The following is a 15,808-nucleotide window of genomic DNA, read 5'->3' on the forward strand; positions in this document are numbered from 1 at the left end:
ACATGACTTCCTACGCGGACTACACGACCGGTGAACCGGTCGTCGACACCAAGGCCCCGCAAGGGCCCGTCAACGAACGCTGGGACAAGCGGCGTTTCGAGGCGAAGCTGGTCAACCCCGCCAACCGTCGCAAGCACACGGTGATCGTGGTCGGCACGGGTCTCGCGGGCGGCTCCGCGGGCGCCACCCTCGCCGAACAGGGCTACCACGTCGTCCAGTTCTGCTACCAGGACTCCCCGCGCCGCGCCCACTCCATCGCCGCGCAGGGCGGCATCAACGCGGCCAAGAACTACCGCAACGACGGCGACTCGATCCACCGGCTGTTCTACGACACCGTCAAGGGCGGCGACTTCAGGGCGCGCGAGTCCAACGTGCACCGCCTGGCGCAGATCTCGGTCGAGATCATCGACCAGTGCGTGGCACAGGGCGTGCCCTTCGCGCGGGAGTACGGCGGCCTGCTCGACACCCGCTCCTTCGGCGGGGTGCAGGTCTCCCGGACCTTCTACGCCCGCGGCCAGACCGGCCAGCAACTCCTGCTCGGCGCCTACCAGGCCCTCAGCAGGCAGATCGCCGCCGGGAACATCGAGATGCACGCGCGCACCGAGATGCTCGACCTGATCGTCGTGGACGGGCGGGCCCGGGGGATCGTGGCCCGGGATCTGATCACCGGGAAGATCTCCACGTACTTCGCGGACGCCGTCGTCCTGGCGAGCGGCGGCTACGGCAACGTCTTCTACCTGTCGACGAATGCCATGAACTCCAACGCCACCGCCGTCTGGCGGGCCCATCGCCGCGGAGCTCTCTTCGCCAACCCGTGCTTCACCCAGATCCATCCGACCTGCATCCCGCGCACCGGCGACCACCAGTCCAAGCTGACGCTGATGAGCGAGTCACTGCGCAACGACGGCCGGATCTGGGTGCCCAGGGCCAAGGGCGACGACCGGCCGCCGAACAAGATCCCCGAGGACGAGCGTGACTACTACCTGGAGCGGATCTACCCCTCCTTCGGCAACCTGGTCCCGCGTGACATCGCCTCCCGCGCCGCGAAGAACGTCTGCGACGAGGGCAGGGGAGTGGGGCCGGGCGGACAGGGCGTCTACCTCGACTTCGCCGACGCCATCGAGCGCATGGGACGCAAGGCCGTCGAGGCCAAGTACGGCAACCTCTTCGACATGTACCAGCGGATCACCGACGAGGATCCGTACGAGGTGCCGATGCGGATCTACCCCGCCGTGCACTACACGATGGGCGGCCTGTGGGTCGACTACGACCTCCAGACCACGATCCCCGGCCTGTTCGCGATCGGCGAGGCCAACTTCTCCGACCACGGGGCCAACCGGCTCGGCGCCTCCGCGCTGATGCAGGGTCTCGCCGACGGCTACTTCGTGCTGCCGGCCACCATCAACGACTACCTCGCCCGCAATCCGCACCAGGACGCGGTGACCGACGAACACCCCGTGGTCCAGGAGGTGCTGGCCGAGACCGAGGACCGGATCAACCTGCTCCTCGCCGTCGACGGCGACCGTACCCCGGACTCCTTCCACCGCGAGGTCGGCGAACTCATGTGGGAGTTCTGCGGAATGGCCCGTAGCGACTCGGGGCTGCGCAAGGCGCTGGAGCGCATCCCGCAGATCCGTGAGGAGTTCTGGCGGCGCATCAAGGTGCCCGGTACGGGCGAGGAGTTCAACCAGTCCCTGGAGAAGGCCAACCGGATCGTCGACTACCTGGAGCTCGCCGAGCTGATGTGCCTCGACGCGCTGCACCGCGCCGAGTCCTGCGGCGGCCACTTCCGAGAGGAGTCCCAGACCGCGGACGGTGAAGCGGCCCGCAACGACGAGGAGTTCGCCTACGCGGCGGCCTGGGAGTTCACCGGCACCGGCGAGCCGCCCGTCCTGCACAAGGAAGACCTGGTCTTCGAGTACGTCCACCCCACCCAGCGGAGCTACGCATGAAGCTCACCCTGCGCGTCTGGCGGCAGAAGAACGCCGACGCCGACGGAGCGATGTCCACGTACGAGGTGGACGGCATCTCGTCCGACATGTCCTTCCTGGAGATGCTGGACACCCTCAACGAGGAGCTCATCCTGCGCGGTGAGGACCCCGTCGCCTTCGACCACGACTGCCGCGAGGGCATCTGCGGCGCGTGCTCGCTCGTCATCAACGGCGACGCGCACGGACCCGAGCGGACGACCACCTGCCAACTGCACATGCGGTCCTTCTCGGACGGCGACACGATCGACGTCGAGCCGTGGCGGGCGTCCGCGTTCCCGGTGATCAAGGACCTGGTCGTGGACCGGTCGGCCCTCGACCGGATCATCCAGGCCGGCGGGTACATCACGGCCCCCACCGGGTCGGCTCCCGAGGCGCACGCCACGCCGGTGCCCAAGCCGGACGCCGACCTCGCCTTCGAGCACGCGGAGTGCATCGGCTGCGGGGCGTGCGTGGCCGCGTGCCCCAACGGGGCGGCCATGCTCTTCACCTCGGCCAAGGTCAACCATCTCAACGTGCTGCCGCAGGGGGCGCCGGAGCGAGAGACCCGGGTCCTCGACATGGTGGAGCAGATGGACGAGGAGGGCTTCGGCGGCTGCACCCTGACGGGCGAGTGCGCGACGGCCTGCCCGAAGGGGATTCCGCTGGTCTCCATCACCAGCATGAACAGGGAGTGGCTGCGGGCGACCCGGAAGGTCGCCAAGCGCTGAGAGACGTTCGCCGACAAGGTGCGGACGGGTGGGGTCGGACGTGGTGCTCAGGTCCGGCCCCATCACGGCCTGTCCGGGCAGCCGGGCGGATCTCCGGCGACGGGAGCGGGCGGCGAGGAATCACCCGACCCGGCCGACCGGTGACGCCGCGCTCGTGCTCGACCCGATCGCCGGGCACGGCAGCGGCGAGAGTGCCGATGAGCGTACGTACCGGCCGGGCCGGCCTGGCCGCCGTGGCCCGGGCGGCAGGGCCGCATCCGGTCCTCGCCTCCCGAAGCGGGGCCCGGCAGCCCCGAGCCTCCCTCCGCGTGCGGCCCCTTCGAACCGTACGATGGGGACGCGACCATGGCTGACGATCCGACGACCCCCACCGAGACGTTCCTGGACGCCCTGCGCGCCCGGTTCGGCGACCTCGTCGACGGCTCGTCCGCGACCAGGGCGCTCTACTCCACCGACGCCTCGAACTACCGGGTCGTCCCCCGGTGCGTACTCACCCCCACGTCGACGGACGACGTGATCACCGCCGTCGGCATCGCCCGCGCCCACGGGGTGCCCGTCACCGTCCGGGGCGCAGGCACCTCCTGCGCGGGCAACGCCGTGGGCCCCGGGCTCGTGATCGACTTCTCCCGTCACCTGAACCGCGTCCTGTCCGTCGACCCCGGCTCCGCGACGGCCGTGGTCCAGCCCGGAGCGGTCCTGAGCACCCTCCAGCAGGCCGCCCTGCCCCACGGACTGCGGTTCGGCCCCGACCCGTCCACCGCCACCCGGTGCACGATCGGCGGGATGATCGGCAACAACGCATGCGGACCGCACGGCCTGTCCTACGGGCGCACGGCCGACAACGTGGTGTCCCTGACCTGGCTGACCGGCGACGGCGAGGTGGTCACGGCCGGATCGGGCCGGGACGCGCTCGCGGCGGTGCCCGGCCTGGACTCCTTCGTCGCGGCGAACCTGGCCGTCCTGCGCACCGAGTTCGGCCGCTTCGGACGCCAGATCTCCGGTTACTCCCTGGAACACCTGCTCCCGGAGAACGGACACAACCTCGCGGCCGCCCTCACCGGCACCGAGGGCACGTGCGGCATCCTCCTCGAAGCGGTGGTCGCACTCGTGCCCCGGGCACCCGCACCGGCCCTGGCCGTCCTCGGCTACCGCGACATGGCGGCGGCCGCCGACGACGTACCGCAGCTCCTGCCCTTCGAGCCGCTCGCCCTGGAGGGGCTGGACGCCCAGCTCGTCGACGTGGTCCGCCGGGCGCACGGCGGCGCCGGTGTGCCCACCCTGCCCGCGGGCGGGGGCTGGCTGATCGCGGAGGTCGGCGGTGCCGGATCGGCGGAGGCCGTCGAGGCGGCCGGGGAACTCGTCGCCGCCTCCGGCTGCTGCGACGCCGTCGTGCTGCCCGCGGGCCCCGAGGCGACCAGGCTCTGGCAGATCCGTGCCGACGGCGCGGGGCTGGCCGGACGCACCGCCGACGGCAAGCAGGCCTGGCCCGGCTGGGAGGACTCCGCCGTCCCCCCGGAACGGCTCGGTGACTACCTGCGCGGGCTCGAAGCCCTCATGGCCGAGGAGCACGTCTCCGGTCTCGCCTACGGCCACTTCGGCGACGGGTGCGTCCACCTCCGCGTCGACTTCCCGCTGCACGCCGGGGCCGCGCCCATGCGCAGGTTCCTCGAACGCGCCGCAGCCCTGGCCGCCGAGCACGGCGGCTCCCTCTCCGGCGAGCACGGGGACGGCCGGGCCCGCTCCGAGCTCCTGCCCACCATGTACAGTCCCGAAGCCCTGCGCGCCATGGCGGACTTCAAGGCCCTGCTGGACCCCGAGGACGTCATGAACCCCGGTGTCGTCGTCCGCCCGGCCCCGCTCGACGCCGACCTGCGCCGCCCGCGGGCCCGCCGGCTCCGGGCCACCGACGGCTTCGCCTTCGCACACGACGGCGGAGACATCACCGACGCCGTCCACCGGTGCGTCGGGGTGGGCAAGTGCCGGGCCGACCTGCGCGCGCAGGGCGATTTCATGTGCCCGTCGTACCTCGCCACCCGGGAGGAGAAGGACTCCACGCGGGGCCGCGCCCGGATGCTCCAGGAAATGCTCAACGGCGGTGTCGTCACGGCCGGCTGGCGCTCTCCCGAGCTCCACGACGCCCTCGACCTGTGCCTGAGCTGCAAGGCCTGCGCGAGCGACTGCCCGACCGGCATCGACATGGCCACGTTCAAGTCGGAGACCCTCCACCAGACGTACAAGGGCCGGCTGCGACCGCTGAGCCACTACACGCTCGGCCGGCTCCCGCTGTGGCTCAGGCTGGCCGCACCGCTGGCCCCGCTCGTCAACATCGCCGGCCGCGTCCCGCTGCTCCGCAGGGCGATGACGGCGACGACGGGGGCCGACCCCCGCCGTTCGCTGCCGACGCTGCCGCGCAGGCCGTTCCGCCGGAGCAGGCCGTCGGGGACCGTCGGAGCGCCGACCGGCGGTCCCAAGGTCCTCCTGTGGGTCGACTCCTTCTCCGACGCCCTCGATCCGGCCATCCCCCGGGACGCCCTGGACGTCCTCGCCGCCGCCGGCTGCGACGTGGAGATCGCCGCGCTCGGCGCCTGCTGCGGACTGACCCTCGTCTCCACCGGCCAGCTCACCGCCGCCAAAGCCAGGCTGCGCAGGACCGTCGACCTCCTGCTCCCGCACGTCAGGAACGGCAGGACGGTCGTCGGCATCGAACCGAGCTGCACCGCCACACTCCGCTCCGACCTCGTGGAACTCCTCGCCGACGACCCGCGCGCCGCGGAGCTCTCCCGCTCGGTCAGGACCGTCGCCGAGTTCCTCACCTCCCTCGGCTGGACTCCACCGCGAGCGGCCGAGGAACTCCTCGTCCAGCCCCACTGCCACCACCACGCCGTCATGGGCTACGACGCCGACCGGGCCCTCCTGGAAGCCATGGGCTGCGATGTCGAGATCTCGGCCGGATGCTGCGGCCTCGCCGGGAACTTCGGCATGGAGAAGGGCCACTACGAGGTCTCCGCGAAGATCGCCCGGGACGGCATCCTCGCCAGGGCCGTAGCGAGTCCCGGGCGCCGCATCCTCGCCGACGGGTTCTCCTGCCGCACCCAGGTGCGTGACCTCGCCGGCCTCGACAGCCGCCACCTCGTGCAGGTCATCGCCGAGGCCCTGCGCCGCGGTACGGCCGAACGGCCGTGAGGACCGACGGCCGCCCCCACGGCGCGGCAGCCGAGCCCCCGGACCCCTCCGGTCACCGGCGGGACACCGCCCCGTCGGCGGAGCAGGACGCCCCGGACACCTCGCCCGAGCCGTTCAGCCTCCCCACATCCGCACTCCCGCCACCGGTCACGTACACGCCAACCGGCGTCGGGAGAACAGGGACAGCGGCACCGCTCGCCGCCTCCGCCCGTGATCTGGAGAGTGCCATGACCGGCGTTTCCACCCTCGACCGACCCGCGCAGAGCGTCGCCCCCACCCGCTACACCGTCACCCTGGCCCGCGACGAGGACGACGTACGGGCCGCGCAGCGGCTGCGGCACGACGTGTTCGCCGGGGAGATGGGCGCCCTCCTGGCCTCGCCGGAACCCGGCCTCGACATCGACGGGTTCGACGCCTACTGCGACCACCTGCTCGTCCGCGACACGGTCACCGGCCAGGTCGTCGGCACCTACCGGCTGCTGCCCCCGGAGCGCGCCGCGGTGGCCGGACGCCTGTACTCGGAGGGGGAGTTCGACCTCACGCCGCTCGACGCGATCCGCCCCGGCCTCGTCGAGGTCGGCCGCTCCTGTGTGCACCCCGACCACCGGGACGGGGCCGTCATCGGCCTCATCTGGGCCGGGATCGCCCGCTACATGGTGGACCGTGGCCACGACTGGCTGGCCGGCTGCTGCTCGATCCCGCTCGCCGACGGCGGCGCGCTCGCGGCCGGCGCCTGGGACCGGGTGCGCACCAAGTACCTGGCACCGGAGGAGTTCCGGGTACGGCCCCTGCTGCCGTGGGAGCCCGCGGAGGGCACGCCCGCCGCCCGCACCGAGCTGCCCCCGCTGCTGCGCGGCTACCTGCGCCTCGGCGCATGGGTCTGCGGACAGCCCGCCCACGACCCGGACTTCGGCGTCGCCGACATGTACGTGCTGCTGTCGATGCGCCGGGTCAACGCCCGCTATCTGCGGCACTTCCTCTCGCTCGTCCCGGCCCGATGAGCGCCTGGCTGCCCAGCGCTCCCTGCACCCCGGGGACGTGCCTGGAGCGGACAGGGTCCGTCACGGCCGTACCCCGTGCCGTGCTGCGGCTCCTCGCGGTCACCGCGGTGCTGCTGGCGGGAATCGCGGTGCTGCCGGCCGGCCGGTTGATCCCGGCCGACGTGGTCAGGTGGTGGTGCCGGACGGTGGTGCGGGCGTCGGGGGTCCGGATCCGGCTGTCCGGCACCGGCGCGCCCGTGCCCGCCGGCGGGGTGCTGCTGGTCGCGAACCACATCTCCTGGCTCGACATCCCGCTGCTGGCCGCCGTGCGTCCCGCCCGGATGCTCGCCAAGTCCGAGATCCGCCGGTGGCCCGTGGCCGGCCGGCTGACGGCCGGCAGCGGCGCGCTGTTCATCGACCGGGACCGGCTGCGCGCCCTGCCGGACACCGTCGCCCGGATCTCGGACGCGCTGCGCGGGGGCGCCGCGGTCGCCGTCTTCCCCGAGGGCAGCACGTGGTGCGGCCGCGCCCAGGGCCGGTTCCGCCGCGCGGTCTTCCAGGCGGCCCTGGACGCCGGGGTGCCCGTCCAGCCGGTGCGCCTGCGCTACCGGCTCGCGGACGGCGCAGCCAGCACGGCCCCCGCCTTCGTCGGCGACGACTCATTGCTCACCTCGGTGTGGCGGGTGGCGTCGGCCCGCGGACTGACGGCCGAGGTGCACGTTCCGGCGCCGATTTCCCCGGGCAGCCATCCCGACCGCCGCTCCCTGGCCCGGGCGGCCCAGTCGCACGCGTGCCCGGGGCGGACCGGGGAGCACGCGGCCCCGCCGCTCACGGCCGCCCCCGTGACCGGCGGCCTCAGGCGCCCGGCGGTCGTGCCGGAGCGCCGACCGGTGCCGAGCCTGCGGAGCCGACCCCCGGCACCCGGCCTGCGTGCAGGGTAGGGCCGCGCCGGAGCGGTACCCGCCGCGCTCCGGAGGTGCCGGAGGCTCCGGGACCGCCCGGGTCAGGCGCCCGTGCCCAGCGCCCGAGCCAGACGCCCGCCTCCGCCCCGGCCACCTCCCGCGGCACGCCCGCCGCCACGATCCGGCCGCCCGCGTCGCCGCCGCCCGGCCCCAGGTCGATCACCCAGTCCGCGCCCGCCACCACCGCCATGTCGTGCTCGACGACGATCACGGTGTGCCCGGCGTCCACCAGGCCGTGCAGTTGGCGCATGAGGACCTCGACGTCGGCCGGGTGGAGACCGGTGGTGGGTTCGTCGAGGAGATAGAGAGTGTGGGCGTGGCGGGCGCGCTGGAGTTCGTTCGCGAGCTTGATGCGCTGGGCCTCGCCGCCGGAGAGCTCGGTGGCGGGCTGGCCGAGGCGGAGGTAGCCGAGGCCGACGTCGAGGAGGGTGGTGAGGCTGCGGGCCGCCGCCGGGGTGTCGGCGAAGAAGTCCGCCGCCGACTCCACCGTGAGGTCGAGCACCTGGGCGATGTTCCGTCCCCGGTACGTCACTTCGAGCGTCGCGGGGTTGTAGCGGGCCCCGCCGCAGTCCGGGCAGGGCGCGTAGGTGCTGGGCAGGAAGAGCAGCTCGACGCTGACGAACCCCTCGCCCTGGCAGGTCTCGCAGCGCCCCCCGGCCACGTTGAAGGAGAACCGGCCCGCTCCGTAGCCCCGCTCGCGTGCCTGGCCGGTGCCGGCGAAGACCTTGCGCACGACGTCGAACAGGCCCGTGTAGGTGGCCAGGTTGGAGCGCGGGGTGCGGCCGATCGGCTTCTGGTCGACGCAGACCAGACGGTCAGCTCCCGCCGACTCCGCGGTGATCTCGCCGACCAGGGTGGACTTGCCCGAGCCCGACACCCCGGTCACCGCGGTGAACACACCGAGCGGGAACGCGGCCGTCACCCCGCGCAGGTTGTGCCGGTGGACCGGACCGACCTTCGACCATCCGCGGGGCGACCGCACTTCACGCTCCACGGCGGGGGTGCGGTCGAACAGGAAGCGGGCGGTGGCCGACCCCTCGACCTGCGCGAGCTCCGCGACCGGCCCGCTGTGCAGCACCCGTCCGCCGTGCTCACCGGCCCCCGGCCCGACGTCCACCAGCCAGTCCGCGCCCCGCATGACGTCCAGGTGGTGCTCCACCACGAACACCGAGTTGCCGGCGGCCTTCAACCGCGCCAGCACGGCGAGCAGGGCCTCGGTGTCCGCGGGGTGCAGTCCGGCGGAGGGTTCGTCGAGGACGTACACCACACCGAACAGCCCGGACCGCAACTGGGTCGCCAGGCGCAGGCGTTGGAGTTCGCCCGCGGACAGGGTGGGGGTCGCGCGGTCCAGGCTCAGATAGCCGAGGCCGAGCTCCACGACGGGCGCGATCCGGGACTTGAGGTCCTCGGTCAGGACGCGCGCGGTCTCCCCGCGGCCGACCAGCGAGGCGGCCAGCTCGGTCAGCGGCAGGGCCGCGAGCTCGGCGATCGTGCGGCCCGCGAAGGTGACCGCCATGGCCTCCGGGCGCAGTCTGCTGCCACCGCAGGCCGGGCAGGGCGCGGAGACCAGGAACCGTTCCGCCTTCGCCCTCAGGGTCTGGCTCCTGGAGTCCGCGAACGTCTTCAGGACATAGCGGCGGGCGCTCATGTACGTGCCCTGGTAGGGGCGTTGGATACGGTCCGCGTCCCGCACCGGGTGCACGGTGACCACCGGCTGCTCGTCGGTGAACAGGATCCACTCCCGCTCCGCGGCGGGCAGCTCACGCCACGGCCGGTCCACGTCGTGCCCGAGCGCGTCGAGGATGTCCCGCAGGTTCTTGCCCTGCCAGGCGCCGGGCCACGCCGCGATGGCGCCCTCCCGGATCGACAGCGACGGGTCGGGCACCAGCGACTGCTCGGTCGTACGGTGCACGCGGCCCAGGCCGTGGCACTCCGGGCAGGCGCCGACGGCCGTGTTGGGGGAGAAGGAGTCCGAGTCGAGCCGTTCGGCGCCCGGGGGGTAGTCGCCGGCCCGGGAGAACAGCATGCGCAGCGAGTTCGAGAGGTTGGTGACCGTGCCGACTGAGGAACGGGACGTCGGCGCCGAACGCCGCTGTTCGAGTGAGACCGCGGGCGGCAGCCCGGTGATCTCCCCGACCTTCGGTGCCCCCACCTGGTGGATCAGCCGGCGCGCGTACGGCGCCACCGACTCGAAGTACCTCCGCTGGGCCTCCGCGTAGATCGTCCCGAACGCCAGGGACGACTTCCCGGACCCGGACACGCCCGTGAACACGGCCAGCACGTCGCGTGGCACGTCGACGTCCACACCCTTGAGGTTGTGCTCACGGGCACCGCGGACGCGGACGTACGGGTCGTGGGGGCCGGGCATGGGAACGACTCTAACCGGAGGTGATCGCCGCCAGCCGCCGGTAGGAGTCCAGCAGGGCCTCGCGGTCGTACGTACTGGTGGTGACCAGCACCTCCTGCGCGCCGGTCTCTTTCAGGACCGTCTCCAGCTCGTGGGCGACCTGCTCCTCGGTGCCCGCGATCTGCCCGGCGAGCCCGGCCTCGTAGAAGCCCCGCTCCTTGGCCGTCATGGGCAGCGCCTCGACGCGCTCGGCGGGCGGCAGCGGAGGGAAGGTGCCGTGGGTCCGGGAGTGCGCCATCGACCAGGCCTCGGGGATCAGCAGGCGTCGCGCCCCCTCGGGAGTGGCGGCCACCGCGACCGTCCCGGAGATCACGACGTACGGCTCCCGCGCCCAGTCGGAGGGCCGGAAGTGCTCGCGGTAGTGGTCGATGCCCCGCTGCATCTTCTCGCGGTTCCTGAGGTCGCCGATGACCATCGGCAGGCCCGCGCGGGCCGCGATCGCGGCACCCTCGCCCATGGCCAGCACGAAGGGCGGCACCGTCAGGCCCTCGGCCGGGCGGGCGTGCACCCCGGTGGGGGAGGTGCCGCGGAACCAGCCCAGCAGCTCCTCCAGCTGTCCGGCGAAGTCGTCGGCGTCGTCCTTGCCCCGCCCCAGCGCCCTGCGCACACCGTCGGTGAAGCCGACCGAACGACCCAGGCCCATGTCGATCCGGCCGGGGAACAGGGACTCCAGCACCCCGAACTGCTCGGCGACGACCAAGGGCTGGTGATTCGGCAGCATGACACCGCCGGTGCCGACGCGGATCGTGTCCGTGGCGGCGGCCACGGCGGCCGCCAGCACCGTCGGCGCGGAGCCCGCGACTCCCGGCACACCGTGATGCTCCGAGACCCAGAACCGGTGGTAGCCGAGCCCTTCCAGCTCCCGTGCCATGCCGACGGTGTCCTGGAGCGCCTGCGCGTTCGTGCCGCCCTCGCGGGTGCGGGAGCGGTCGAGGACGGAGAAGCGGGTGGCGGCCAGGGCACTCACACCGGGTTCAACGCCTGACCGGACCCGGTATTCCCGGCACCCCGACCGCCCGGAAAACCGGATGACCGCGATCGCCGCAGGTCAGCACAATGGGCCGGGTGACCGTTCAGAACATCCTGCTCTCCGGCATCGTCGGCTCGACCGCGTACGGACTCGCCCGCGAGGGCTCCGACGTGGACCGGCTCGGCATGTTCGCCGCGCCCACCGAGACCCTGCTCGGGCTGCACGCGCCGAGGGAGTCGTACGTCACCACGGCCCCGGACCGCACCCTGCACGAGGCGGCGAAGTGGTGCCGGCTCGCCCTCGGCGGCAACCCGACCGTCATGGAGCTGGTGTGGCTGCCGGACGAGCTGTACGAGGTGCGCACCCCGCTCGGTGACGAACTCATCGCCATCCGCGGGTCGTTCCTGAGCGCCCGGCGGGTCCGGGACGCCTATCTCGGCTACGCCACGCAGCAGTTCAGGAAACTGGAGAGCCGCGGCGGCGACCACCGCACGGCCAAGCACGCGCGGCACCTGAAGCGGCTCTGCCGTCAGGGACTGGAGCTGTACACCACCGGACGGCTCACCGTGCGGGTCGAGGACCCCGGGGCGTACCACCGCTTCGGGGACGCGGTCGCCGCCGACCCGGCCTCGGCGCGGTCGCTGCTCGCCCACTACGAGAGCGCGTTCGCCGAGAACCGCAGCGCGCTCCCGGACCGGCCCGACGAGGCACCGGCCGAGGCGTGGCTGCGCCGCGTCCGCGCGGAGTTCTACGACACGGCCGCGTGAGCGTGGCTGCCGACCGTCTCGTGGTCGCAGGTGTCGTCGACGCCGTGGGTGTCCCAGGCGGGGAAGGGGTCGACGAGCGGGCGCTCCTCACCGGGGGCCAGCAGGCAGCCCGCGAGGGCGTCGTGCAGTGCGTCCGGCTCCAACTGCGTCCCGATGAGCACGAGTTCCTGCGCGTATCGCGCCTCGGGGTCCCGTGCGGCCGACGGCTCGAAGCGGGCCACCGAACCGGCCTGTGACCACAGTCCGGTCACGTGCGGGCGGCTGGCCAGGGTGAAGAAGCCCTTCGAGCGCAGGACCCGTCCGTACGCCCCGCTGTCCAGCTCCTCGGTGACGAAGTCCCACAACCGGCCGGGGTGGAAGGGGAGTTCGGAGCGGAACACGGTGGAGGAGACCCCGTACTCCTCGGTCTCCGGGATGTGTTCGCCGTTGAGCTCCCGGACCCAGCCCGGCGCCTGCTGGGCTCGCTCCAGGTCGAACAGGCCGGTCCCGAGGACCTGTCGGAGGCCCACGCGGGCGTGCTCGGCCTCGACGATCCGGGCGAGCGGGTTGAGCCGTGCGAGTGCCGCCCGCAGCCGGGCCGCGGCCGCCGCGTCCACGAGGTCGAGCTTGTTGAGGACGAGGACGTCCGCGAACTCGATCTGGTCGACGAGGAGATCGCTGACCGTGCGCTCGTCGTCCTCGAAGGGCGCGAGGCCGCGCTCGGCGAGTTCGTCGCCCCGTTCCAGCTCGGGCAGGAAGTTGGCCGCGTCCACCACCGTGACCATGGTGTCGAGCCGGGCCAGATCCCCGAGGGTGGCGCCGTCGTCGCGGGCGAAGGCGAAGGTCGCGGCCACCGGCATGGGCTCCCAGATACCTTGCCAATGGCCGTAATTATGCTGTGAACTCAAGCCGTGACTCACCAACTGGACACCGGACGCCTGGTCGCCCGCGAGTACCGACGTCTGTCCGATGCCAAGGGCGGCACGAGCATCGAGGACCAGGGCGGCGACAACACCGCGGCGGCCGACGACAACGGCTGGGTGCTTCACGCCGAGCCGTACGTCGACGACGGACTGAGCGCCTCCCGGTACGCCCGCAAGCGCCGCGACGACTTCGACCAACTGGTCGCCGATCTGGCGAGCGGGCCCACCGGCCGCGAGAGCCGGTTCGGCGCCGACATCCTGATGTTGTGGGAGAGCTCCCGGGGCTCCCGTCGCGTGGGCGAGTGGGTGTCCTTCATCGAGCTGTGCGAGGACAAGGGCGTCAAGATCTGGGTCACGACCCACGAGCGGCTGTACGACCCCGCCAACGGCCGCGACCGCAAGGCACTGATCGATGACGCCAACGACTCGGAGTACGAGTCGTACAAGACCCACAAGCGCGTCAGCCGCACCGCTGCCAACCAGGCCCGCAAGGGCAGGCCGTACGGCGAGGCACCGTACGGCCTGATGCCGGTCTACGACCCTCAGACCGGCAAGCTCCAGAACTGGGTGGAAGACCCCCTGCGGTCGATCGTCCCGAAGGAGCTCTTCCGGATGCTGGAGGCCGGCGTCCCTGTCTCCGTGATCGCGGCCCGGTTCGCCAAGCGCGGTTACACCAACCGCTCCGGCCGCCCGTTCACGCACGCCCACCTGCGGGACATGGCCGAGCGGCACTCCTACGCAGGCCTGCGCGTCCACAAGGGCACGGTCTACGACGGCACCTGGGACGCGATCGTGCCCGTCGTCAGGTTCTGGAACGTCCAGCGCATCCTGTTCGCCCCAGGCCGCGCGACCTACCGGGGTGGCGGCGCCAGGCATGAACTGACGGCCGGCCTGCACTGCGACCGGTGCGGCAGCCTGTTCCGCGTCGACGCGGCCAACTCCAAGACCAGGAAGCCCTCGTACAAGTGCAAGGCCGGCGGCTGCACCACGATCCAGAAGGAACTCGTCGACGACTACCTCATCGGCACCCGCGAGGAGCCAGGCGCCATGATGGCCTACCTGGCCCGCCCCGACCTTCACGAGCTGCTCGCCGCGCCGGAGGCGGACGCTGACGAGCTGCGAGACGTGCAGGCCCGGCTCGCCGAGGAACGCGCGGAGCTGGCGAAGATGGAACACGCGACGCCCACCACGCTCGCCGCGGTGGAGATCCTGGGCCGCTCACTGGAGGCGAAACGGGCTGAGGTGCAGCTCCTGGAGGGAATCGAGCGAGAACTCACCCTCCCACCCACGATCCTGAGGTTCATCCAACCCGGACGCGACGTCTGGGATGCCTGGGAGGCCGCACCGGTCGCCGCGCGCCGTGAGCTCGTGCGCATCGTTCTCAGCGAACGCGGTCTCGGTAAGACCTTCATCAGGCCTGCTCCGCGCACCGGACCAAATCAGTCCATCGCCGGCCGCATCAGCTTCCGCACATCGGCGATGGCCTCCGTCACTTGGCTGCCGTGACACGCGGCGATGGACCAGCCGTAGGTGCCTCTTGGCGTGCACAACTTCCTCTTCCGCGACCGGCGGCCCAGGCGAGGCGTTCACAGCCTGTTGCCGGAACGTTTCTACGCCTGCGAGTACCGCGTCCGTCGCCTCCATGACCCTGCGATCACGTTCTCGCCGACGCTGCACCACGTGCAATAACAGGACAGGTATGGCCGCCATGGTCAGCAGGGATCCGGCTGCCATCGCCGCAACCACTTGACCAACATTCACCCCGATCACCTCCCCTATGTGTGTATGGGGCATATGTGGGGGGAGGTGACTACTGTGCGTTCTGAAGCGATCACGATCTAGCATATATGCACAGTTCGTGATTCAACCGTTACCCAACGCTGCGGCGTCCGCGCGGTCCCTCCATTCCGTCTTCGCGTTCCCCGGTCGGGCCTGCTCTATGGGTGCGAATGATCTGCGCCCGGGCTCGTTCCCAGGCCTCCTCGGCCTCGTCCGGGGAGAGACCCAATTCCCGTACCTGGGCCGCCATCAGTCGCCCCGCCAGTTCCAGCTCCTGAGTGAGTGTTGGGCGTTCCGTTGATGCCTCGGAATCGCTGCGCAGGATCTCGCGCAGGATTTCGGCCGCCTCGGCCCGGCCGGCTTCTTGGAGTCGATCGGGGGTCACTCCGACAGTGCGTGCCATGTGCGCAAGCGTGAGGTCGGGTGCATAGGCGCGCTTCGGTGGGCGCTTGCGCTCGTAGCCACTCTCGATCTGCCGCCATCGGCCCCCGCCGATTTGGATCTGCGTTTGCTCGGCCGCAGCTTCGGGGCTCAGTCCGCGGGCTTGGCGTGCAAGTCGGATGAGCACCCCCTCTGGGGGTGGCTGCAACTCGCTGGCAGGACTCACGCCCTGGCCTCCAATCACTGAGCTTCACTGCACTTCACTGAACTTTAGCGAATATCAGTGCAGGTCAGAGGGTGAATGTCGCTTTGAGTGACTGATGCCTACTGATGTCGCTGGTATCAGTGCATTGCAGTGAGCTTCAGCCTGTTCTAGTCTCGACTCATGAAGTCCTTGCCAAACCAGGACCCCCTTGTGGTGCGCCGAAAGCGCATCGAAGCAGGCCTGACCCAGGGGGCGCTCGCCACCAAGGCTGGGATCTCGCAGTCCTACATGTCGCTGCTGGAGAAGGGCACTTGCAGCGCCTCTGCCCCCGTCCTGAAGCGCCTTGCGGACGTCTTGGACTGCCAGATCGCTGACCTGATGCCGCCCGAGTCAAGTTCCGCGGAGAGTGCCGCGTGACGCGGGAGGAGCGGCGGGAGTCGATCCGTCGGCTGGTGGACGCTGCGCCGCTTCTGCCGCCTGAGGACATCGACCGCTTGCGTGCTCTCCTCCCGGGCCTGCGTCGCAGTCGCGCTGAGGTGCGTCGCACGGCGCAGCGTCCAGCCGCCTGACCACA

General features: G+C 71.7%; 12 protein-coding genes and 1 pseudogene. 9 read left to right on the forward strand and 4 right to left on the reverse strand.

What is annotated here, in order from left to right; translation table 11 throughout:
- Positions 1–2: 2 nt before the first annotated feature.
- The 5 genes from ACIQJT_RS02210 to ACIQJT_RS02230 all read left to right on the forward strand — a co-directional run bounded on the left by ACIQJT_RS02210 (position 3) and on the right by ACIQJT_RS02230 (position 7,802).
- Positions 3–1,952, forward strand: coding sequence for a fumarate reductase/succinate dehydrogenase flavoprotein subunit (locus ACIQJT_RS02210; protein WP_402639121.1), 1,950 nt, complete (start codon positions 3–5; stop codon positions 1,950–1,952).
- Positions 1,949–2,698, forward strand: a complete 750-nt coding sequence (locus ACIQJT_RS02215; protein WP_053851517.1) for a succinate dehydrogenase/fumarate reductase iron-sulfur subunit — start codon at positions 1,949–1,951, stop codon at positions 2,696–2,698. The genes ACIQJT_RS02210 and ACIQJT_RS02215 overlap by 4 nt, the downstream gene beginning before the upstream one ends.
- A 345-nt stretch (positions 2,699–3,043) precedes the next feature.
- On the forward strand, positions 3,044–5,881 hold the full coding sequence (locus ACIQJT_RS02220) for an FAD-binding and (Fe-S)-binding domain-containing protein (RefSeq protein WP_402639124.1): 2,838 nt from the start codon (positions 3,044–3,046) through the stop codon (positions 5,879–5,881).
- 227 nt (positions 5,882–6,108) lie between these two features.
- A complete protein-coding gene (locus ACIQJT_RS02225) occupies positions 6,109–6,882 on the forward strand; it encodes a GNAT family N-acetyltransferase (RefSeq protein ID WP_402639126.1) in 774 nt (257 codons plus the stop codon).
- Positions 6,879–7,802, forward strand: coding sequence for a lysophospholipid acyltransferase family protein (locus tag ACIQJT_RS02230; protein ID WP_402639128.1), 924 nt, complete (start codon positions 6,879–6,881; stop codon positions 7,800–7,802). The genes ACIQJT_RS02225 and ACIQJT_RS02230 overlap by 4 nt, the downstream gene beginning before the upstream one ends.
- Here ACIQJT_RS02230 and ACIQJT_RS02235 read toward each other — a convergent pair.
- Positions 7,717–10,191, reverse strand: coding sequence for an ATP-binding cassette domain-containing protein (locus tag ACIQJT_RS02235; protein WP_402639130.1), 2,475 nt, complete (start codon positions 10,189–10,191; stop codon positions 7,717–7,719). The two genes, ACIQJT_RS02230 and ACIQJT_RS02235, sit on opposite strands and share 86 nt — an antisense overlap.
- Positions 10,192–10,201: 10 nt before the next feature.
- Positions 10,202–11,197 (reverse strand): LLM class flavin-dependent oxidoreductase, encoded by a 996-nt coding sequence (locus tag ACIQJT_RS02240; RefSeq protein ID WP_402639132.1) that lies wholly within the window; start codon positions 11,195–11,197, stop codon positions 10,202–10,204.
- Positions 11,198–11,295: 98 nt separating this feature from the next.
- Here ACIQJT_RS02240 and ACIQJT_RS02245 point away from each other — a divergent pair, with 98 nt between their 5' ends.
- Positions 11,296–11,967 (forward strand): DNA polymerase beta superfamily protein, encoded by a 672-nt coding sequence (locus tag ACIQJT_RS02245; protein WP_402639134.1) that lies wholly within the window; start codon positions 11,296–11,298, stop codon positions 11,965–11,967.
- Here ACIQJT_RS02245 and ACIQJT_RS02250 read toward each other — a convergent pair.
- A complete protein-coding gene (locus ACIQJT_RS02250; protein ID WP_402639136.1) occupies positions 11,949–13,067 on the reverse strand; it encodes a GTP-binding protein in 1,119 nt (372 codons plus the stop codon). The genes ACIQJT_RS02245 and ACIQJT_RS02250 overlap by 19 nt on opposite strands.
- On the opposite strand from ACIQJT_RS02250, the pseudogene ACIQJT_RS02255 reads away from it, so the two are divergent.
- Together ACIQJT_RS02255 and ACIQJT_RS02260 are read left to right on the forward strand one after the other, a co-directional pair.
- Positions 12,960–13,307: pseudogene (locus tag ACIQJT_RS02255) on the forward strand (recombinase family protein); the annotation flags it as partial. The gene ACIQJT_RS02250 and the pseudogene ACIQJT_RS02255 sit on opposite strands and share 108 nt — an antisense overlap.
- Positions 13,308–13,394: 87 nt before the next feature.
- Entirely contained in the window at positions 13,395–14,375 is a 981-nt protein-coding gene (locus tag ACIQJT_RS02260; RefSeq protein WP_402640059.1) for a recombinase family protein, read from the forward strand.
- A gap of 364 nt (positions 14,376–14,739) precedes the next feature.
- Here ACIQJT_RS02260 and ACIQJT_RS02265 read toward each other — a convergent pair whose 3' ends face one another.
- A complete protein-coding gene (locus ACIQJT_RS02265; RefSeq protein WP_402639138.1) occupies positions 14,740–15,051 on the reverse strand; it encodes a hypothetical protein in 312 nt (103 codons plus the stop codon).
- A gap of 363 nt (positions 15,052–15,414) precedes the next feature.
- On the opposite strand from ACIQJT_RS02265, the gene ACIQJT_RS02270 reads away from it, so the two are divergent.
- The gene (locus tag ACIQJT_RS02270) at positions 15,415–15,651 is read left to right on the forward strand and encodes a helix-turn-helix domain-containing protein (RefSeq protein ID WP_402639140.1); all 237 of its coding nucleotides are present in this window, start codon (positions 15,415–15,417) and stop codon (positions 15,649–15,651) included.
- Positions 15,652–15,808 lie beyond the last annotated feature (157 nt).

The organism is Streptomyces sp. NPDC091972 (assembly GCF_044756385.1).
Classification (GTDB): domain Bacteria; phylum Actinomycetota; class Actinomycetes; order Streptomycetales; family Streptomycetaceae; genus Streptomyces.

Bases quoted from the DNA above. Each gene is read 5' to 3' on its own strand.
- ACIQJT_RS02210 (WP_402639121.1), top strand. From the start codon at position 3: ATGACTTCCTACGCGGACTACACGACCGGTGAACCGGTCGTCGACACC.
- ACIQJT_RS02215 (WP_053851517.1), top strand. From the start codon at position 1,949: ATGAAGCTCACCCTGCGCGTCTGGCGGCAGAAGAACGCCGACGCCGAC.
- ACIQJT_RS02220 (WP_402639124.1), top strand. From the start codon at position 3,044: ATGGCTGACGATCCGACGACCCCCACCGAGACGTTCCTGGACGCCCTG.
- ACIQJT_RS02225 (WP_402639126.1), top strand. From the start codon at position 6,109: ATGACCGGCGTTTCCACCCTCGACCGACCCGCGCAGAGCGTCGCCCCC.
- ACIQJT_RS02230 (WP_402639128.1), top strand. From the start codon at position 6,879: ATGAGCGCCTGGCTGCCCAGCGCTCCCTGCACCCCGGGGACGTGCCTG.
- ACIQJT_RS02235 (WP_402639130.1), bottom strand. From the start codon at position 10,191: ATGCCCGGCCCCCACGACCCGTACGTCCGCGTCCGCGGTGCCCGTGAG.
- ACIQJT_RS02260 (WP_402640059.1), top strand. From the start codon at position 13,395: ATGCCGGTCTACGACCCTCAGACCGGCAAGCTCCAGAACTGGGTGGAA.
- ACIQJT_RS02265 (WP_402639138.1), bottom strand. From the start codon at position 15,051: ATGGCACGCACTGTCGGAGTGACCCCCGATCGACTCCAAGAAGCCGGC.
- ACIQJT_RS02270 (WP_402639140.1), top strand. From the start codon at position 15,415: ATGAAGTCCTTGCCAAACCAGGACCCCCTTGTGGTGCGCCGAAAGCGC.